Annotated in this window: 19 protein-coding genes; 13 read left to right on the forward strand and 6 right to left on the reverse strand. The window is 68.4% G+C overall.

Features of this window, described 5'->3' with window-relative positions:
• Positions 1-55 precede the first annotated feature (55 nt).
• Positions 56-1660, reverse strand: coding sequence for a lysine--tRNA ligase (lysS, locus tag NO878_RS11910; RefSeq protein ID WP_256406216.1), 1605 nt, complete (start codon positions 1658-1660; stop codon positions 56-58).
• Positions 1657-2373, reverse strand: a complete 717-nt coding sequence (gene pyrH, locus NO878_RS11915; protein WP_256406217.1) for a UMP kinase — start codon at positions 2371-2373, stop codon at positions 1657-1659. Before pyrH ends, lysS begins: the two co-directional genes overlap by 4 nt.
• A 126-nt stretch (positions 2374-2499) precedes the next feature.
• Here pyrH and NO878_RS11920 point away from each other — a divergent pair, with 126 nt between their 5' ends.
• From NO878_RS11920 to NO878_RS11930, 3 genes are all read left to right on the forward strand, one after another.
• Complete coding sequence (locus NO878_RS11920) at positions 2500-3282, forward strand: molybdopterin synthase (protein ID WP_256406218.1); 783 nt, start codon at positions 2500-2502, stop codon at positions 3280-3282.
• A 216-nt stretch (positions 3283-3498) separates the two neighbouring features.
• On the forward strand, positions 3499-3753 hold the full coding sequence (locus NO878_RS11925) for a DUF7123 family protein (protein ID WP_256406219.1): 255 nt from the start codon (positions 3499-3501) through the stop codon (positions 3751-3753).
• A gap of 100 nt (positions 3754-3853) precedes the next feature.
• On the forward strand, positions 3854-4981 hold the full coding sequence (locus tag NO878_RS11930; protein WP_256406220.1) for a site-2 protease family protein: 1128 nt from the start codon (positions 3854-3856) through the stop codon (positions 4979-4981).
• On the opposite strand, the gene thiL is transcribed toward NO878_RS11930, so the two are convergent.
• On the reverse strand, positions 4978-5847 hold the full coding sequence (thiL, locus tag NO878_RS11935; protein WP_256406221.1) for a thiamine-phosphate kinase: 870 nt from the start codon (positions 5845-5847) through the stop codon (positions 4978-4980). The two genes, NO878_RS11930 and thiL, sit on opposite strands and share 4 nt — an antisense overlap.
• Positions 5848-5937: 90 nt before the next feature.
• On the opposite strand from thiL, the gene NO878_RS11940 reads away from it, so the two are divergent.
• From NO878_RS11940 to yqeC, 5 genes are all read left to right on the forward strand, one after another.
• Entirely contained in the window at positions 5938-6972 is a 1035-nt protein-coding gene (locus NO878_RS11940) for a lysylphosphatidylglycerol synthase transmembrane domain-containing protein (protein WP_256406222.1), read from the forward strand.
• Positions 6973-7012: 40 nt separating this feature from the next.
• Complete coding sequence (locus NO878_RS11945) at positions 7013-7468, forward strand: 30S ribosomal protein S19e (RefSeq protein WP_256406223.1); 456 nt, start codon at positions 7013-7015, stop codon at positions 7466-7468.
• Between the two features lie 81 nt (positions 7469-7549).
• Entirely contained in the window at positions 7550-7909 is a 360-nt protein-coding gene (locus NO878_RS11950; RefSeq protein ID WP_256406224.1) for a DNA-binding protein, read from the forward strand.
• A gap of 4 nt (positions 7910-7913) precedes the next feature.
• Positions 7914-8534 carry a DUF7411 family protein gene (locus tag NO878_RS11955; RefSeq protein ID WP_256406225.1) on the forward strand — a complete coding sequence of 207 codons (621 nt, stop codon included), beginning with the start codon at positions 7914-7916 and terminating at the stop codon, positions 8532-8534.
• 20 nt (positions 8535-8554) lie between these two features.
• Positions 8555-9280 carry a selenium cofactor biosynthesis protein YqeC gene (gene yqeC, locus NO878_RS11960; RefSeq protein ID WP_256406226.1) on the forward strand — a complete coding sequence of 242 codons (726 nt, stop codon included), beginning with the start codon at positions 8555-8557 and terminating at the stop codon, positions 9278-9280.
• Here yqeC and NO878_RS11965 read toward each other — a convergent pair.
• The 3 genes from NO878_RS11965 to hisS all read right to left on the reverse strand — a co-directional run bounded on the left by NO878_RS11965 (position 9277) and on the right by hisS (position 12139).
• Positions 9277-9900 carry a molybdenum cofactor guanylyltransferase gene (locus tag NO878_RS11965; RefSeq protein WP_256406227.1) on the reverse strand — a complete coding sequence of 208 codons (624 nt, stop codon included), beginning with the start codon at positions 9898-9900 and terminating at the stop codon, positions 9277-9279. The two genes, yqeC and NO878_RS11965, sit on opposite strands and share 4 nt — an antisense overlap.
• Before the next feature lie 101 nt (positions 9901-10001).
• Positions 10002-10799, reverse strand: a complete 798-nt coding sequence (truA, locus tag NO878_RS11970; protein ID WP_256406228.1) for a tRNA pseudouridine(38-40) synthase TruA — start codon at positions 10797-10799, stop codon at positions 10002-10004.
• Positions 10800-10840: 41 nt separating this feature from the next.
• A complete protein-coding gene (hisS, locus tag NO878_RS11975) occupies positions 10841-12139 on the reverse strand; it encodes a histidine--tRNA ligase (RefSeq protein WP_256406229.1) in 1299 nt (432 codons plus the stop codon).
• A gap of 278 nt (positions 12140-12417) precedes the next feature.
• Here hisS and NO878_RS11980 point away from each other — a divergent pair, with 278 nt between their 5' ends.
• The 5 genes from NO878_RS11980 to NO878_RS12000 all read left to right on the forward strand — a co-directional run bounded on the left by NO878_RS11980 (position 12418) and on the right by NO878_RS12000 (position 17720).
• Positions 12418-13413 carry a hypothetical protein gene (locus NO878_RS11980; RefSeq protein ID WP_256406230.1) on the forward strand — a complete coding sequence of 332 codons (996 nt, stop codon included), beginning with the start codon at positions 12418-12420 and terminating at the stop codon, positions 13411-13413.
• Complete coding sequence (locus tag NO878_RS11985; protein ID WP_256406231.1) at positions 13410-14219, forward strand: mechanosensitive ion channel family protein; 810 nt, start codon at positions 13410-13412, stop codon at positions 14217-14219. Before NO878_RS11980 ends, NO878_RS11985 begins: the two co-directional genes overlap by 4 nt.
• Positions 14220-14476: 257 nt before the next feature.
• The gene (locus NO878_RS11990) at positions 14477-15433 is read left to right on the forward strand and encodes an AEC family transporter (RefSeq protein ID WP_256406232.1); all 957 of its coding nucleotides are present in this window, start codon (positions 14477-14479) and stop codon (positions 15431-15433) included.
• 84 nt (positions 15434-15517) lie between these two features.
• The gene (locus NO878_RS11995; protein ID WP_379823202.1) at positions 15518-16234 is read left to right on the forward strand and encodes a hypothetical protein; all 717 of its coding nucleotides are present in this window, start codon (positions 15518-15520) and stop codon (positions 16232-16234) included.
• A gap of 199 nt (positions 16235-16433) precedes the next feature.
• Positions 16434-17720, forward strand: a complete 1287-nt coding sequence (locus NO878_RS12000) for a glucose-6-phosphate isomerase (protein ID WP_256406234.1) — start codon at positions 16434-16436, stop codon at positions 17718-17720.
• The last annotated feature ends 3 nt before the right edge of the window (positions 17721-17723 follow it).

The following is a 17723-nucleotide window of genomic DNA, read 5'->3' on the forward strand; positions in this document are numbered from 1 at the left end:
TCTCGACGGTGAAATCCACGTCGTACCTTCCGTGACGGCCGCCGGGACGCGGGGGCTACCCCTCGCGCCGGAGTCGTTTCACGACGAACGACTCGTCGAGTTCGCCGAGGAACTCCCCGAGACGGGGGCCCTCGGTGTCGTCGAAAAAGAGGCGGTAGCCCGCCGCGAAGAAGTCGCCGACCTCGACCCCGTGCTCGCGGGCCGTCTCGTACATCTGTCCTTGGATCGTCTCGCCGTCGTGCCCCTCGGCCACGAAGTCCGCGAGCGCCGTCAGCGCGGCGGCAGTGTCGGCGTCGAAGTCCGTCTCGGGCAGATCCGCCTGCAGGCGGTAGTTGTACGCGTTGTCCATCCGCTCGGCCCAGGTCCGGGCCCGTTCGACGCGGCCGAGGGCTTCCTCGACCGCCCACTCGGGCGTGTCGTCGTCGAAAAAGCCCTGGTTGCGGGCCATCCGCACCCGGAGGTCGCGGTCGTCGGTCATTCCGAGGACGGCCGCGAAGGTGTAGGGCAGGCGCACCCGCTCCGGTCGGACCTCGTCGACGACGAACGGGTAGGCGCGATCCGCCAGCGGCTTCAGGTCCGCGTCGGTCTCCTCGCCGAAGTACACCCGTTCGAACCGGTCGAATTCGTCGACCAAGAGGTCGATCCGCTCGGTGTCGAAGTCCTTGGCCCGTTGTGGGTTGCGGACGAAGAAATAGCGAAGGACCGCTGGTTCGAGGAGTGCGAGCACCTCGTCGACCGTGACGACGTTGCCCGCCGACGAGGAGAGGGGTTCACCGTCGAGCGTGAACCACTCGTAGGTCATGGGCACCGGCGGTTCGGTATCGAACACCTGCCGGGCAATCTCCTGCCCGCTCGGCCACGATCCCTCGGCGTGGTCCTTTCCGAACGGTTCGAAGTCGACGCCGAGGACCCGCCACTGGGCGGGCCACTCGAAGCGCCACGGGAGCTTTCCCTCCCGGAACGTGGCCGTCCCCTCGTGCCCACAGCCCTCGATGTGGTCGCCGCCGGCGTCCAAGCCTGAACAGACGTAGTCGACCGTGCCGTCGTCGAGGTCGACGCCGCGTACGTCTTGGGTGAGTCGACCGCACTCCGAACACTGCGGCATGAAGGGCACGTAGTCCTCGCCGACGCCGTCTTGGTACGTGGCGAGCAGTTCGCGGGCGCGGTCGGCCTTCGCCAACACCTCGCGGGTGACCGCCTCGAACTCGCCGGACTCGTAGAGCGCGGTGTTCGACACCATCTCGACGGGGACGCCGACGGCCTCGGCGCTCCGGGCCAAGAGATCCGTGAAGTGGGCGCCGTAGGAGTCACTCTCGCCGAAGGGGTCCGGGATGTCCGTGTACGGTGTGCCGAGATTGCGGCCCAGCGCCCCGGCGTCCACCTCGCCTAAGCCGACCAGATTCCAGTCCGAATCGGCCAGTCGACGGGGGACCCCTCGCAGGGCGTCGCGGTCGTCGCTGGTGAACACCTGTCGTACCTCGTGTCCTCGCTCCCGGAGGACCGCGGCGACGAAGTATCCGCGCATGATCTCGTTGAAGTGGCCGAGGTGCGGCACCCCCGAGGGCGAGACACCGCCTTTGATGACGACGGGGTCGTCCGGGTCGCGGGACTCGACCTCGTCGGCGATATCGTCGGCCCAGAAGGCGTTGTGGTCGCTCATCGGTTCCAGCCGTCCGGATCCTCGGTACAGCCCTCGGGTACCACGTCCGTCCCGGTGTGTTCCCCGCGGAGGACGGCCGCCTCGATCCGTTCGGGATCGGTCCCGTCGAGGACGACCGTCCGCATCTTCGAGCGTTCGATGAGTTTCGCCGCCAGCAGGTCGACGGGCGCCGAGGCGCCGGCCCCGCGGCTCATGGGGGCGATCAGATCGACGAGTTCCGACCCCGTGAGCCGGCCGTATTGCTCGGCCTCCGGATCGGTGTCGGGGTCGGCGCTGAAGACGCCGTCGACGCTGGTGGCGTAGACGAGCAAGTCGGCGTCGACGTACTCCGCGAGCGCCGCGGCCACCGCGTCGGTGGTCTGCCCGGGCATGACCCCACCCATGACGGGCACGTCGCCCCGCCGCAGCGCCTCGCCGGCCTCCTCGTAGTCGTGGGCGGGCGAGGGCGCGGACAGTCCGTCCAGAGCCGCGATCAGCAGGCGGGCGTTGATCCGGGTTACGTCGATGCCGAACTGATCCAACTGTACCTCGTTGGCGCCGAGTCGGCGTGCCGTCCCGATGTACTCGCGGGCGACCCCGCCACCCCCGACCACCGCGCCGACCTCGCAGTCCTCCCCGACGAGTGTTTCGACTGCCGCCGCGTGGCCCGCGACGCGGTCGGCGTCGAGGTTCGGCGCGAGGACACTCCCGCCGATAGAGATCACGACTCGCATTATTCGTCCGGTAACCACGAGGCCGGCTTAAGGGTTGTCAAGCCGCCGAGCGTGCGTGAATCGTCCGCGTGGACCCGGTTCGCACCATCGAGTCACAGTTAAGGGTCCGCGTCCGCTTTTCGACGTATGAAGACGCTCAACATCGTCGGCCCGGGTGCCGTGGACCTGGCTGACCGACTCGTCGCCCGACTCGACGGTCGTGTCGCCACCGTCGAGACCCTCCCGGAGACTGCCGCCCGCGACACCGACGCCAGTGCGGCCTACGGACTCTCGACCGACGGATCGTGGATCGGCGCCGGCGACGGCGAGACACTCGACGGCCTTCTCGACTCGCTGACCCCCGACTACGACGTCGCTCTGACGGTTGGCTTCGCGGACGCCCGCCTCCCGACGGTCGCCGTCGCTGACGCCGAGGCGGCCGGCGAGATTCGGCACACCGTCGCCGAGGCCGTCGAGGCCGCCCTCGATCCGATCCTCGATGTCGTCGACGACCTCGAACCGCGGATCACGCTCGAATCCCTCGTTCGGCGGGCAAAGGCGTCGCCACAGGCCGACCGTTCCGGTGCCATCGCCACCTTCACCGGGCGCGTCCGGGTGAAAGACGGCGAGGACGACACCCCGACCACGCATCTGGAGTTCGAGAAGTACGAGGATGTCGCCGCCGACCGGATGCGGACCATCCGCTCCGACCTCGAAGCTCGCGACGGCGTGTTCGAGGTGCTGATGCACCACCGGACCGGCGTCATCGGCGAGGGCGAGGACATCGTGTTCGTCGTGGTGCTCGCGGGACACCGCGAGGAGGCCTTCGATACCGTCGAGGACGGCATCAACCGGCTCAAGGACGAAGTCCCTATCTTCAAAAAGGAGTCGACAACCGACGAGGAGTTCTGGATCCACGAGAAGGCCTGAGCGGCTCGACCCACCCGACCGCTCCGGAAGATAATTATCAACACCGTATTTGGAAAAAGAAACGACGAGCGGAGCCGATAAACTGTCTCACGGCTTGGTAAAATGTTTTGAATGTTTTGCAAAACCGGGCGAATCGGTAAAACTGCCCGAACTGCTCCGAACGTTCCTCCCTTTATAACACCTTCCGGGCTGTACGGATGATTGAGGCGAAACCCAATGAGCGCAACCGCAGATCCCTCCCCCGACTCCGACGACAGTGCGTCCAAAGAGGAGCGGCTCAAGCAGTACCTGCTCTCGAAAGCCCAGGACGGTGAACACTACTTCAAGAGTAAGTTCATCGCCGACGAGGTGGACCTCTCGCCCAAGGAGATTGGTGCCCTGATGGTCAAGCTCCGCGATTCGGCCTCCGACCTCACCGTCGAGAAGTGGTCGTACACGAGTGCGACCACGTGGCGAATCGAGGCCGTCTGATCGGCCGTCCCCGTCCCCGCTGCGCCATCGCCACCCCGCCTGCCGTCCGGTCCAGCTACTGTCACGGGTTTTATACCGCTGAGCGCGTTAGCCCACGTCGATGGACGGAGCCGATGGGCCACCGTCAGCAGCCCTCGAAGCGGTGTTTTACGTCCGCGAAACCGACCGTGACGGTGACCGCGTTCGCTACTACGGCGAGCCGCTGGTTCCGAAGGGGTCGCTGGCCAACGAACTGCAGGACCCGTTCCGCCGTGCCGGCTACCGTGTCGACATTGAGGCGGGACGCGAACCCTGGGAGACAGCCGTTGTCGCCACGCCTGCGGACGGCCGGATCGACGGGGTACCGTGGACGAACCTCGCGCTCTTTGCCGCGACGGTCGTCTCGACGCTCCTCGTCGGCGCTGCGGCCTGGTACTACATTCCGCCCGCCGACCTCCTCGCCAACCCACTGCTCGCCCTCCAGGCTTGGCCGTTCACCGCCGCGGTACTCGGCGTGTTGACCACACACGAACTCGGCCACTACCTCGTCGGGCGGTACCACGGTGTCGACGTCTCCTTACCCTATCTCATCCCCTTTATCGTCCCCTTCGGGACACTCGGTGCCATCATCCGGATGCGCGGGCGGATGCCCGACCGCAAGACCCTGTTCGACATCGGCGTCGCCGGCCCGCTGGCCGGCCTTATCGCCACCGTCGTCGTGACCGCGATTGGGCTTTCACTCGATCCGATGACCGTCCCCCAGCGGGTCATCGACGCCCCCGGCCAGGTCATCATCTTCAACAACCCGCCGCTGCTCGACCTGATCGCGGCGGCGCTTGGCCGCCCGACGAGCTACGCCGACCCGACTCGGACGGTCCACCCCGTCATCATCGGCGGCTGGGTCGGGATGTTCTTCACCGTGCTCAACCTGCTTCCCGTCGGGCAACTCGACGGCGGACACATGGTCCGGGCGATGCTCGGCCGCCGGCAGGAGACGGTCGCCTCCCTCGTCCCCCTCGTGCTCTTCGCTCTCGCGGCCTACCTCTACTTCGTGCGAAACCTCGGATTCAACGAATCCGTCGGCCTGTGGGCCGTCTGGGGGCTGTTCGCCTCGTTTATCGCGTACAACGGTCCCGCCAACCCGGCCGACGAGTCGCCGCTCGGCTGGAAACGGCAGCTTCTCGGGCTCGTCACCTTCGCTCTCGGGGCGCTCTGTTTCCTCCTGGTCCCGATCCAGTTGCTCGGCTAGTGGGTGTAGCCCCGATCCGGAAGTGACTCGCCATCGGCGACGACCGCCCCGTCGGTCACGCGACCGATCCGTGTCACCGGCACCGATAGCCCGTCCCGCGCTTCGTCCAGCCGCGCTGGGGAGGCGGTGAACACGAGTTCGAAATCCTCACCGAAGAACGCCGCCAGTTCCCGACGGTCGGCGGCGTCCGCGGCGACGGCGTCGACGCTCGAATCGACCGGGAGTCGGTCCCACGAGATCCGCAGTCCGCAGTCGCTGGCGGCGGCGAGTTGGTGGAGCGAGCGTGCCAATCCGTCCGAGGAGTCCATCATGGCGGTGGCGACCGGCGCGAGCGCTCGTCCGGCATCCACCCGCGGGGCAAACCGGAAGAGTTCGTTTCCCCGGTCCGCGTTTCCGGCCTCGAACTCGCGGATCGCGGCGGCGCTCCGGCCGAGCGCGCCCGTCACGTAGACGGCATCGCCGGGTGTCGCCCCACTCCGATAGACGGGACTCGTGACCCGCCCCACGACCGCTCCGGCGACGGTAAACTCGTCGTGGTCGTCGAGGTCACCGCCGACGTATCGGGCGCCGACCGTCTCGCAGACGTCGGCCGCGCCGTCGACGAACGCCGCCACCTCCGTGGGATCGAACTCGGGGGCGCCGTAGGCGGCGACGGCAGCCGTCGCCGCCCCGCCCATCGCGGCCACGTCGGAGAGTGACGCCCCAATCGTTCGCCAACCGGCCGTATACCGGGTCACACCCGCCGGAAAGTCTGTCCGCTCGTGGAGCATGTCCGTCGTCAGGACCAGCCCGTCGATCACCGCCGCGTCGTCGCCCGCCTCGCCGACGCGGTCGGCGAGGGCCGCCAGCGCGCTCCGTTCGTCCATAGCCCGCGTTGGCGGTGCCGGCTCAAAAACCCCGACACCGCTCGGTGTCGATCCGGTGGGTTAATGTCTCGGCTCCCCCTCCGCGGGGACATGGCTGGCGGACGCACTCGGGCGACCGTCCTCGGGTTCGCCGGCGCGCTCGCCGTCTTCGCCGTCCTGTTTTCGGTCGCCGGCGTCGAAGACCTGCTCGCGCAACTCGCGGGCGCCGACCGCCGACTCGTTGGACTGGTTCTCCTGGCCACCCTCTGCTGGCTGGCGGCTTGGGGCCTCGCACTCCGGGTCGTCCTCGGCGTTCTCGGCATCCCGCTGTCGGTACCGCGGGCCCTCCTCGTGTTCACCGGCGCGATGTTTGCCAACAACGTCACGCCCTTCGGTCAGGCCGGCGGCGAACCGATCACCGCGCTCCTGATCTCGCGGGTGGCCGACACCGAGTACGAGACGGGACTGGCCGCTATCGCCAGCGTCGATACGCTCAATTTCGTCCCCTCCATCACTATCGCACTCATCGGTGTCGGGTACTACGTCACCGAGGCAGCCCTCGGAGCCAGTCGACGCCTCGAACTCGCCCTCCTCGCGGTGGTCGCCCTCGCCGCCGGCGTTCCGGCGCTCGTCTATCTCGGCTGGCGGCACCGCTACCGACTCGAAGATCGGATCGTCGGCGTCCTCACGCCGCTCGCCGGTCGGGTGGCGAGTCACGTTCCGCGCGTTCCGGAGCCGACCGTCGAGGGCGTCGAACGACGGATCAACGGGTTCTTCCGCGCCATCGAGCGTGTCGCGGCCAACCCTCGCGGCCTCGCGCTCGCCCTCGCGCTCTCCGCAGTCGGCTGGTTCTGTCAGATGCTTGGCCTCTGGCTCGCCTTCCAAGCCGTCGGGACACCGATTCCCCTCTCGGCCGCCCTATTCGTTGTCCCCATCGGCGCCATCGCGGGCGTCACGCCGCTCCCCGGCGGCGCCGGCGGTATCGAGAGCGTTCTCGTCGTCCTGTTGGTCGCCGCGCCGCTCGCGGGGGTCACCGAACCCGTTGCGCTCGCGGCCGTCGTCGTCTTCCGGGGGATGGTCTACTGGACGCCGACGGTCCTCGGCGGCGCTGCGACCGGCGCTCTGGGCCTCCGCTCGCGGGGCTAATACGATGGGTTTAAACGCCGTCCGCGGGAAGCCTGCGCCAATGGTAACCCTCTACGACGTGCCGGCGGACGCGCTCATCGACGAGCTCGCTGACCGGCTCGCCGACCGTATCGAGGAGCCCGCGTGGGTAAACTACGCCAAGACCGGTTCCAGCAAGGAACTCCCGCCCCAGCAGGACGACTTCTGGCCCGTCCGCGCCGCGAGCCTCCTGCGGAAGGTGGCCGTTGACGGTCCCGTCGGCGTCGACCGACTGTCGACCGCCTACGGCGACCGCAAGCAGGGCTCGACCCGCTACCGCGTCGCCGCCAAGCACACCGAGGCTGGCAGCAAGAAGATCATCCGGACCATCCTCCAGCAACTCGAGGAAGAGGACCTCGTCTCGACCGCCCAGGGCGAGGGCCGCGTCGCCACGCCCGACGGACAGAGCCTCCTCGACGAGGTGGCCGCCGACGTGCTCGAGGACCTCGACCGACCGGAACTCGAGAAGTACGCGTAGACACGGACCACTCCGAGGCGGTCGGTCCCGACCCCCTCGGCCTCCGAAATCGTTTTCACCGTTTCGACGGAATTTGTATCCATGAGTGGTAACCCTGACGACGAACGGATCGAAGAGCTTCGCCAGCAGAAGATGCAGGAACTCAAAGAGCAGGCCCAGGAGGGGGGCGCCGACGGTGAGCGGGCCGAAGCCCAGCAGGCCGCCCAACAGCAGGCCGAAGCGCAGAAGCAGGCGCTGCTGAAACAGCACCTCACCGACGGCGCGCGTCAGCGACTCAACGCCGTCGAGATGTCGAAACCGCAGGTCGCCGAGAAGGTCGAACAGCAGGTGGTCGCCCTCGCCCAGAGCGGGCGCATTCAGGACCGCATCGACGAGGAACAGATGCGGAAACTGCTGAAGGAGCTTACCCCGGACAAGAGCTTCGACATCCGCCGCCGGTAAGCGAATGGACGCCGCCGTGCTGTTCAGCGGCGGAAAGGATTCGGCGCTCGCGGCGCTCGTACTCGACCGGTTCTACGACGTGACGCTGGTCACCGGCACCTTCGGGATCACCGACGACTGGCGGCACGCCCGGACGGCAGCCGCCCGACTCGACTACCCCTTCCGAACCGTCGACCTGGACCCCGCCGTCGCCGACGATGCCGTCGAGCGCATGCGCTCGGACGGCTACCCCCGCAACGGCATCCAGCGTGTTCACGAACACGCCCTCGAACGCGTCGCCGCCTGCGACGTGACCGCCGTCGCCGACGGCACCCGCCGCGACGACCGTGTCCCGACCGTCGACCGACCGACGGCACGGAGCCTCGAGGATCGCCACGGGGTCGACTACTTGGCTCCCCTCGCCGGGTTCGGTCGCGGGGCCGTCGACCGACTCGTCGACGCCCACTTGGATGTCCGAGCCGGCCCGAGTGAGGCGGTTGGACGGGCCGACTACGAGGCCGAACTCCGCGCTCGCCTCGCTGACCGGGCCGGTCCCGACGCCGTCGAATCGGTGTTTCCCGCCCACGAACAGACGGTCGTCCGCGGGCGACAGGCCGGCGGAGCGAGTGGCGATACGCCGAAGTGACTGGGCGCGAAAGCGGGGCTATGGACCTCATCGAGGCGCTGTCGGCCGACGCGGAACTCGTCTGTGTCGTCGGCGCCGGCGGCAAAAAGACCACCCTCTATGCCTTGGCCGCCCGCCTGGAGCGTGCCGTCGTGACCGCGACGGTTCGCATCCCCATCTTCGACGACCACGTCGCCGCGGTGCGTGTCACCCGCGACCCCGTCGGGACGCTCTGTGACGCCGACGCGGCGGCCTGGCCGCTCGGCCTCGTTCCCGCACAGGAGCGCGACGACCGCTATCTCGGCTACGACCGCGAAACCGTCACCGCCGTCCGCGCGGCACACGACGGACCGGTCCTCGTCAAGGCCGACGGGGCGCGAACCCGGATGCTCAAGGCACCAGACGAGCGCGAACCGCAGGTGCCCGCGACTGCCGACACCGTGATCCCCGTCGCTAGCGCCCGCGTCGTCGGCAAGCCGCTCACCGACGACCACGTCCACCGTCCGGAGCGGGTGGCCGCCCTCACGGGTCTCGCCCGCGGCGACCCCATCGGTCCCGAGGACGTGGCGACGGTCCTCGCCAGTCGAGCGGGTGGGCGCAAGCGGGTGCCGCCGACGGCGACGGTCGTCCCGCTGGTGAACATGGTCGACGACGACGATTTGGCGGCGACCGGCCGCGAGATTGCCGCGGCCGTCCACGACCGTGCCGACGTTCCCCGGGTCGTCCTCGCACGGATGGCCGACCCCACGGTCGTCGACGTGGTCTAATCCTCCTCGCCCAGGCGTCGCTCGGCGTCGACGAAGTCCGCCCGCGTGTTACAGTTCTCGAAGGTGCGGGGGTGCCCGTGCTCTCGTACCGCCTCGGCGTCGACGACGACAAAGTCCAGTTCGAACAGCGGCGCGACGATCCGCTCTTCGCCCGCGTCGAGGGCTGCTTCGCAGGCTTCGGCCATCGCCGTCGCCCGGTAGACCGCGTGAGTCGTCTCGAACCACTGTGCCGGCCGGGGGACGGCCGCGTCGTGGCCCGTCGCTCGCTCGAACAGGTACGCGACAAACTCGGGATCGACGAAGGGCATGTCGCAGGCGACGACGAAGGCGTACTCGCCCGCGGCGGCGTGAAGCCCTGTCGCCATCCCCGCCATCGGCCCCTCGTCGGGATACTCGTCCTCCGCGAACGTGACGGGGACGGCCGCCCCGTCGAGTGCCCTGTCTATCGCCGGCGTCTGCTCGGCCCGACAGTTGATCACGGCGTCGTCGACGACAGGGGTGATTCGGTCGATCACTCGCCGGATCATCGGTGTCCCCGCGAGGTCGGCGACCGCCTTGTCACCGTCATCGAACCGCGTCGACCGGCCGCCGGCGAGTACGACGGCAGTACGCTCGGGCATGCCGCCGGCTACGCGACCCCTCCATTTTACGTCGTCGGGTAGCACCCCCCTGTGTCGTCGGCTTGTGCGGACTGCGCCGTCCCTACTCCTCGTCACCCCGTTCACTCGATTCCGTCACACAGGCTGTCGACGACCCGTGCGACGGTCAGCGCCTCGATGCGTCGCTCCCCGAAGACCCCGCGTGCGCTCTCGACGGCGTCGGGGTCCGAGACGAAGGTGACCCCCGGATAGGTCACATCCGTGAGGACAAGCGGCGTCGCCGGCGCGGTAGCCACCCCTTCGGGGCCGTCGAGCGGTTCGGGACCGAGGACGCGACCCACCCGCTCGGGGTCACTCTCGCCGGCACCGACCGCCCGCACCAGCGACGCGACTCGGCGGACCATGTGCCGCGTGAACCCGCCTGCGGTCAGCGTCAACACGAGGAAGTCGCCGTCCCGCTTGCCACTCGCGTCGAGGCGACGGACGGTCCCCGTGTCGTCGGTCGTGAGGTTGTGGAAGTCGTGTTCACCGGTCAGGCGGTCCAGCGCCTCGCCGGCCCGGTCGTCGTCGAGTGTCGGGGCGTACAGGTGATACCGGTAGCGCCGGCGGCTGGCGTCGTGGGTGGCGTGGAAGTCGGCGGCGACGTCCGCGCTCGCCCACGCTCGGACTGTCGCGGGGAGCGTCCCGTTCAGCGCCGCGGGCGAGAGCCAGTCGGGGGCCTCGAAGGCGACGGTCTGGGCGAGCGCCGAGACGCCGGCGTCGGTTCGCCCCGCAGCGGCGTAGCCCGGCGGTGGCGACGCGATATCGAGGTCACGCAGGGCGTCGAACACGGCATCCTCGACGGTCGGGCGGTCGGGCTGTCGCTGGAACCCCGCGTACGGGCGGCCGTCGTACGCGATCCGAAAGGCGCGTTTCGGCATCGACGGGGATGAGTCGGGCCGACAGTTAAATCGCCGGTCCGCTACGCGAAGTCGTCGTAGGTCGGCCGGTCGTGGTCGCCCGGGAAGGCGTCGACGGGCGCCGTCGTCTGGTCGCCGCTTTCCATCTCCTTTATCGTCACCTCGCCGTTCTCTAAGTCGCGCTCGCCGACGATGACGACCGTCTCGGCGTTGACGCCGTCGGCGTAGGACATCTGCGCGCCGAAGCTCCGCCCCGCGAGGTCCGTCTCGACGACATGGCCCCGCCCCCGAAGGTCACGGGCCACCCGCGCGGCCGTCCCTCGGGTGTCGCCCACCGAGAGGACGTAGTAGTCCGTCGTGAGCGCCTCCTCGGGCCAGACGCCCGCGCGCTGGAGGAGCAACGAGAGCGTGGCGTGGCCGGGTGCGACGCCGACCGCGGGGGTCGGCTGGCCGCCGTAGCTCTCGATTAGGTCGTCGTATCGGCCGCCGCCGAACACCGCCCGGGACACCTCCCCCTGCGTGTCGAAACACTCGAAGACGGTGCCGGTGTAGTAATCCAGCCCCCGGGCCGTCTCCAAGGAGACGGTGCAGTACTCCCGGACGCCGAAGTCCGCGGCGGCCGAGAGGACGTTCTGCAGATTCCCCACCGCCGCCGCCACGTCGTCGGTGCCGGCAAAGGCCGTGAGGTCGTCGAGGTCGTCGGTCGCCAGCAGGTCGTCGAACTGCTCGGCCTGATCGTAGGAGAGCCCAGCCTCGTGGAGCAGGTCGTAATACTGCGCTGGTTCGATCTTCTCGGACTTGTCGACCGCGCGGATCGCCGCCCGCAGATCCACATCGGCGTCGAACGCCCGGAGCAGGCCACCGAGGATGTCGCGGTGAGAGACCCGGAACTCGAAGTCCTCAGCGGAGAGACCGAGGGCAGTCAGCGCGTCGGCCGCGTACGCCAGAATCTCCGCGTCGGCCGTCGGCTCCGCCGATCCGAACACGTCGACGTTCGTCTGGTAGAACTCGCGGAACCGCCCCTGCTGGACCTGTTCGTACCGCCAGAATGGCCGCGTCGACACCCACTTGATCGGCTTCTGGAGTTCCTGACCCTTCGCGACGACCATCCGCGCGACCGTCGGCGTCAGCTCCGGCGTCATGGCGACGTGGCGGCCGCCCTTGTCCTCGAAGGCGTACAGTTCGTCGACGATTTCCTCGCCGCTTTTGTCCGTATAGAGGTCGACAGCCTCCAGCGTCGGGGTGCCAATCTCCCGGAAGCCGTACCGCCGGGCAGTCTCCTCGAGTCGGTCGGCCACCGCCCGCCGGGCGGCCATCTCCTCGGGGTAGAAATCGCGGAACCCCTTCAGTCGGTCGTACATACCGCGTCGTTGGCGAAGGCCGCGCTTGAAACCTGTCCTTTCCGATCTGCCGAACTCCGCGGTCGACGAGTGTCCCGACGGCCGTGCCGAACACGCGGCGTGTGTTCACCGGCAGTGAGGGTACACGACCCGGCTGGATCGGTGAGAGAGCCACCCAGTGACACGCCCTGCGACGGCCGCGCCGAGGCGAGAAGCAGACGAACTGGGATGCTCGGGAGTGTCTGAGGGGGGATTCGGACCGGTATTTTCAATCGCTTGGACACGAAGGCGAGTGAACAATGAGTGACCGTGCCGTCGAACGGGGAGGGCATGATCCGGCTGTCGATGTCCCGACGCTCCTCGGAGACGACTACGAAGCGTTCGAGGCGATTCTCTCGGGCGAGGACGCCGGGCCGGTTGCCGTCGTGGGCGAGCCTTTCTCCGGACGCGGGTCGGTCCTAGACCGTGCTGTGCGGGCGCTGGACGCAACTCGTGTCAGTCTCGACCCGGGCGATGGGATCGACCACATCCGAGCACAACTCGACGGAGCGCCGGTCGTGATCGAGGACTGCCAGCACCTGTACGAGCGTCGCATCGGCGGATTCGAGAAGCTGTCCGCGTTTCTCGACGATCTGGCGAGCGTCGACGCGCCAGTGGTGACCGGCTGGAATCGGTACGCGTGGGCGTATCTCGCGGCAGTGCAGGCCCTCGGTCCAGCGTTTCCCGTCCGCGTCGAGGTCCAGTCCCTTTCGGCGGACCGGATCGCCGAACTCGTGTTAGCTCGGTACGACGAGATGCCGGCGTTTCTCGCAGACGACCCCGAGCAGAGCGGGTTGGCCGTCACGACGCGTCACGAGCTTGGTTGGCGGGACTGGTCGGTGTCGGTGCCGATCCCGACGCTCGACCCCGTCGCTGTCAGAAGCCTGTTTTCGGACAGCGATCCGGATCCAGCGGACGTAACGTTCGGCCGGCTCGCTGCGGTTTCGAACGGGAATCTCGGTGTCGCCACGGCGATCTGGGAGGCTCGCCACGGGTCGGAGGTCCGCCCGAGCGACATCGCCGTCCCGACGTCGGACCGGGACCTGAGCCGTGAGGAGGCGTTCTGTCTGCGGATCGTCCTCGCGAAAGAGCGGGTCGACCGGGCACAGCTCACGGATATCGTCGACGAACTTGACCGGGTCCTCGGGCGCCTCTCGCGCGACGGCCTCGTCACGGTTGAGGATGGTCTCGTGGAACTGGTCCCGGCGGCGGTACCGACCGCCGTCGCGACGACTGAACGGGGGCGGATACTGTGATCGCACTTCAGGTGCTGGTGGACCTCGGACTCGACCGAGAGACCCTCGTCGGGATCGCGGGGGTGCTCGTGGCCGCGTATCTCGCCAGCCGGGTCGTCGGGTATGCGCTCGTCGCGGTCGCCGAGCGCAGTCCCCGCCGGCGGATCAGTATCAAGATGCTGGTCCCAATCACGCGATTTCTCATCTACGGGGCCGCGGCGTTTCTGGTTCTGGGACCGTTGCTCAGACTTTCGAGCGCGCAGTTACTCGCCGCGTCGGGACTGCTCGGGGCGGCCGTCGGCTTCGGTCTCAAGGATCTCCTCGCGGGGATGATCGGCGGACTGGTACTGATCACCGAGCGTCCGTATCAGGTCGGTGACAAGGTCACCATCGACGGCGACTACGGCGAAGTGACCGATATCGGTCTCCGGGCGACGACGCTGGTGACGCCGGACGACAACGCGGTCAGGATTCCGAACGCCACGCTGTTCACCGCGAACGTCTCGAACGCCAACGACGGCGATCCGGAGATGATGGTCGTCGTCGAACTCGCGGTCACCGCCGGAACGGATGTCGACCGGGCGAGTGTGATCGTCGAGGAAGCCATGGTGACCTCGAAGTACGTCTACGTCGATGACGACCACCCATTTGCGGTCCTCGTCGAGGACGAAACCTACCACCGGACGATCCGTGGCAAGGCGTACGTCGCCGACCTGCGCGACGAGTTCGCGTTCGTCTCGGACGTGACAGAGCGCTCGATGGCCGCCTTCGCCAGCGAAGGGATCGACATGCCCGAGGCACCCGTACACGTCTCCGAGGACCGCTGACTTGCCTGTCGCCTGCCGGGGTCGTCAACCCGAAGCGAGTGTCTCGAATGTCGATTCCGGAGTTGATGACTCCGCCGCCCTGGCTGGATGCACGCTCGAATCCGGCCACACTCCCGGTCACACCGTCCCGCGGCCGACCGTCGCCACACCACCGAACGATACTGCGCTCGACGGCCTCTGACGCGCTCGTCGCATTGAAACCGGAAGCGCTTGCTCCCATACGGAGGTTGAGACATCCGGCTGTCGACCCGGCCGGTATGTCGCTCGTCTCCGCATTCACGTCGGCCATCCTCCCTATCGTCTCGGTGATGGGACTCGGCTACGCGTTCGCGTCCGTCCTCGACGTCGACGTCGACTCGCTCAACGACGTCGCTCTCTATCTCTTTCTCCCCGCGCTCATCTTCCACAGCATCGTCACGACGACGCTCTCCGGCGATACCGTCGCGCTCATCTTCGCCGGGGTCGGGCTCTTCGTCGCCGTCACGATGGGGCTGGTCGAACTTCTCGACCGACTGCTGGGCGTCCCCGAACCCTACCGGAGCGCGGACGTCCTCGCGGGAGCGCTCCCCAACGCCGGCTTCTACGGCATCCCACTCGCGGAGTTCGCCTTCGGCGACGTGGGCCGGACGACAGCCGTCATCTACATTACCGCTCAGGCGTTCCTGATGTACACCCTCGGCGTTTACGTCGCTTCCCGCGGCGGCGGCGACGCCGGTATCGGCGCGGTCAAGGAAATCTTCCGCCTGCCGCTCGTCTACGCCATCGCCGCCGCCGGCGCCGTTCGCCTTCTCGGGGTCGCCCCGCCAACTGACGGGACGTTCATGTCCACTGTCGGCCTCGTCGGCGACGCCTCCATTCCCCTGATGCTCGTCATCGTCGGCATCCAACTCTCCGGCCTAGAGTACGGGAACGTCCGCCGGGTGATCCGCCCGTCGATTGTCAAACTCGTCGTCGCACCTCTGACCGGTCTCGCCGTCGCCCTCGCCCTCGGAAAGTTCGACGATATTGCCGTTGCCCGCGTGTTCGTCCTGCTCTGTGCGACGCCCGTCGCGCTCATTCCCCTCGCGCTCACCCTCTCGTACAGCGATGTCGACGACCGGGACGGCCTTTCGGCCTCCGAATATCTCACCATGACAATCTTCGTCACGACGGTCGCCAGCGTCCCGGTGTTGACCGTCCTGATCACGCTCCTGCAGGACGGCGCCGTGCTGTGATTGCCTGAACGCTTTTGCTCGTTCGGTTGCTCTCCGCGCACGATGTCAACGTCAGGTTCGACCGTCCGCGGTGCGATCAGGGGTATGGGTCAGCGAGCCAACCCGGCTTTCGCCGTCGGCGCCGTCGCCGTCCCCGCGGTCGCGCTCCTCTATGCCCTCCTTTTCGCCCCCGTCGTCCACCATATCTACGTCCACGTGATGGCGGGCGTGCTGTGGACGGGTATCGACCTCTTCATGGCGCTCGTCCTCGGCCCCGTCCTCGGAGGACTGTCCGTCGAGGCACGCGCCAGCGTCTTCCGTCGGTTCACCCCCAAGATGGCCTTCCTCATGCCGTCGCTCGCCTTCGTCACCATCGTCGGCGGCGTCACCCTCGCCGAACGAGTGGGCGTCTTTCCCCACGCGAGACCGTGGACCGCCCTCCTGACGCTCGCCACCACCGTCCCCGCGCTGCTCCTTCTCGGCTGGCAGTTCGACGCCCTCGACGACCCCCGGTGGATCGTCGCCTTCGCCGTCTCGCTTCTCGGCGGCGGCGCCTATCTCGCCGTCACCGCCGACGCCTTCGGGATGACCTCTCCGACGATTCTCGTCTCGCTTGCCATCGTCACCGTCCTCTCGGTGCTCGGATTCGGCGTCCTCCTGCCCGGTGAGGTTCGTATCTACCGCCAACTGGCCTCGGGCGATCCCGATCCGACCGTGATCAGTCGGATCGGGATGCGAAACGCTCGCCTGAGCGGCGTGCAGGGGCTGTTTCAACTCGCGGTTGTCGTCGCGATGGTGTATCTGCGCTGGCCGGCGGCCTAATCGACCGACTGCCCCAACGAGAAACAGCGCGCCGACGCCGACCGACACGCAATCCATCACCAGCGTGAGGGCGGTGCCGACTCGTCCGGAGGCCCCGCTGCGTCGCGTCCCCGTCCGCAGAGCGCTGGGGATCGTCCCCCGTCCGCTCGGGTTTGCCGAACTGGAAACGGTTTTCCCGGAGCGCACCCCCGATTCGGCCATGTACGTCGACCTCGGCAACGCGCTCGACGCCGAACCGCGACTCACGCGCGAGGCCCTAGAGCGACTGGACGAACGCGTCGCCGACGCCCACGACCGCATCGACCGCCTGCGGGACGAAGGCGCACACGGCTACGCGTCGCTGAACCTCCCCGAGACGGTCGACCCGGCGGCCATTCGCCGGGCGGTGGCCCGCTTCGACGACCCCGCGGCCGTGCTCACCGTCGGCATCGGCGGGAGCGCCCTCGGCGCCGCGACCCTCACCGAGGCGCTCGGAACCGACCTCGACGCGTACGTCCTCGACAACGTCGACCCCACCCACGTCGCCGCCCTCCTCGATACGCTTCCCCTTTCCGACACCGTCGTCCACGTCGTCTCTCGCTCTGGCACCACCGCCGAGACGCTCTCGAACTTCCTGGTCGTGCGCGAGGCGATGGCCGACGCCGGTGTCGACTGGACCGAGCGCACCCTCGTCACCACCGGTCCGTCGGGGAACCTCCGAGACCTGGCCGCACGCCACGACCTGCCAGTCCTCGACGTGCCCGCAGGCTCTCCCGGGCGCTTCTCGGTCCTCTCGACGGTGGCGCTCCCCGTCGCCGCCCTCGCCGGCCACGACATCGAGGCACTCCTCGACGGCGCGCGCGCCGAGGCCGACCGGCTCACGGGTTCGCTGTTCGAGGCACCCGCCTACGCCTACGGCGCGACCTGCTACGCCCTCGAACGCCGTGGCGCAGGCGTCAACGCGATGATGCCCTACGCCGAGTCCCTGGAGTCCTTCGCGGAGTGGTTCGCCCAGCTCTGGGCCGAGAGCCTGGGCAAAGACGCCGTCGGCCAGACGCCCGCCCGCGCGCTCGGTGCGACGGACCAACACTCACAGCTCCAGTTGTACCGCGCCGGCCCGCGGGACAAACTCGTGACGCTCGTCCGCCCGCGCGAGCGCCCCGACGTCTCTATCCCCGAGACGGACTTCGACGGCCTCGATTACCTCGGGGGCGGAAGCCTCGGTGACCTGCTCGAGGCCGAGTTTCGGGCGACCGAGGCGAGTCTCGCGGCCTCGGACTGCCCGAACGTCCGGATCGAGGTCGACCGAATCGACGAACGAGGTGTCGGCGAACTCCTCTACGGCATGGAGGCGGCCTGTACTCTCTACGGCGAACTCGCGGGCGTCGAGACGTTCACCCAGCCGGCCGTCGAGTGGAGCAAGCGCGCCGCGCGTGGCCTCCTCGGCGGCGGCGACGTCGACGCCGACGACGCGGTGCCCGAGAAACGCCGCCTCGTCATCGACTGATAC

Source organism: Haloplanus ruber (assembly GCF_024494725.1).
In the GTDB taxonomy this organism is placed as follows: domain Archaea; phylum Halobacteriota; class Halobacteria; order Halobacteriales; family Haloferacaceae; genus Haloplanus; species Haloplanus ruber.

What these genes read in the sequence shown, in the direction of transcription:
- lysS (WP_256406216.1), bottom strand. Translation starts at nt 1,660, where the DNA reads ATGAGCGACCACAACGCCTTCTGGGCCGACGATATCGCCGACGAGGTC.
- pyrH (WP_256406217.1), bottom strand. Translation starts at nt 2,373, where the DNA reads ATGCGAGTCGTGATCTCTATCGGCGGGAGTGTCCTCGCGCCGAACCTC.
- NO878_RS11920 (WP_256406218.1), top strand. Translation starts at nt 2,500, where the DNA reads ATGAAGACGCTCAACATCGTCGGCCCGGGTGCCGTGGACCTGGCTGAC.
- NO878_RS11925 (WP_256406219.1), top strand. Translation starts at nt 3,499, where the DNA reads ATGAGCGCAACCGCAGATCCCTCCCCCGACTCCGACGACAGTGCGTCC.
- NO878_RS11930 (WP_256406220.1), top strand. Translation starts at nt 3,854, where the DNA reads ATGGACGGAGCCGATGGGCCACCGTCAGCAGCCCTCGAAGCGGTGTTT.
- thiL (WP_256406221.1), bottom strand. Translation starts at nt 5,847, where the DNA reads ATGGACGAACGGAGCGCGCTGGCGGCCCTCGCCGACCGCGTCGGCGAG.
- NO878_RS11940 (WP_256406222.1), top strand. Translation starts at nt 5,938, where the DNA reads ATGGCTGGCGGACGCACTCGGGCGACCGTCCTCGGGTTCGCCGGCGCG.
- NO878_RS11945 (WP_256406223.1), top strand. Translation starts at nt 7,013, where the DNA reads ATGGTAACCCTCTACGACGTGCCGGCGGACGCGCTCATCGACGAGCTC.
- NO878_RS11950 (WP_256406224.1), top strand. Translation starts at nt 7,550, where the DNA reads ATGAGTGGTAACCCTGACGACGAACGGATCGAAGAGCTTCGCCAGCAG.
- NO878_RS11955 (WP_256406225.1), top strand. Translation starts at nt 7,914, where the DNA reads ATGGACGCCGCCGTGCTGTTCAGCGGCGGAAAGGATTCGGCGCTCGCG.
- yqeC (WP_256406226.1), top strand. Translation starts at nt 8,555, where the DNA reads ATGGACCTCATCGAGGCGCTGTCGGCCGACGCGGAACTCGTCTGTGTC.
- NO878_RS11965 (WP_256406227.1), bottom strand. Translation starts at nt 9,900, where the DNA reads ATGCCCGAGCGTACTGCCGTCGTACTCGCCGGCGGCCGGTCGACGCGG.
- truA (WP_256406228.1), bottom strand. Translation starts at nt 10,799, where the DNA reads ATGCCGAAACGCGCCTTTCGGATCGCGTACGACGGCCGCCCGTACGCG.
- hisS (WP_256406229.1), bottom strand. Translation starts at nt 12,139, where the DNA reads ATGTACGACCGACTGAAGGGGTTCCGCGATTTCTACCCCGAGGAGATG.
- NO878_RS11980 (WP_256406230.1), top strand. Translation starts at nt 12,418, where the DNA reads ATGAGTGACCGTGCCGTCGAACGGGGAGGGCATGATCCGGCTGTCGAT.
- NO878_RS11990 (WP_256406232.1), top strand. Translation starts at nt 14,477, where the DNA reads ATGTCGCTCGTCTCCGCATTCACGTCGGCCATCCTCCCTATCGTCTCG.
- NO878_RS11995 (WP_379823202.1), top strand. Translation starts at nt 15,518, where the DNA reads ATGGGTCAGCGAGCCAACCCGGCTTTCGCCGTCGGCGCCGTCGCCGTC.
- NO878_RS12000 (WP_256406234.1), top strand. Translation starts at nt 16,434, where the DNA reads ATGTACGTCGACCTCGGCAACGCGCTCGACGCCGAACCGCGACTCACG.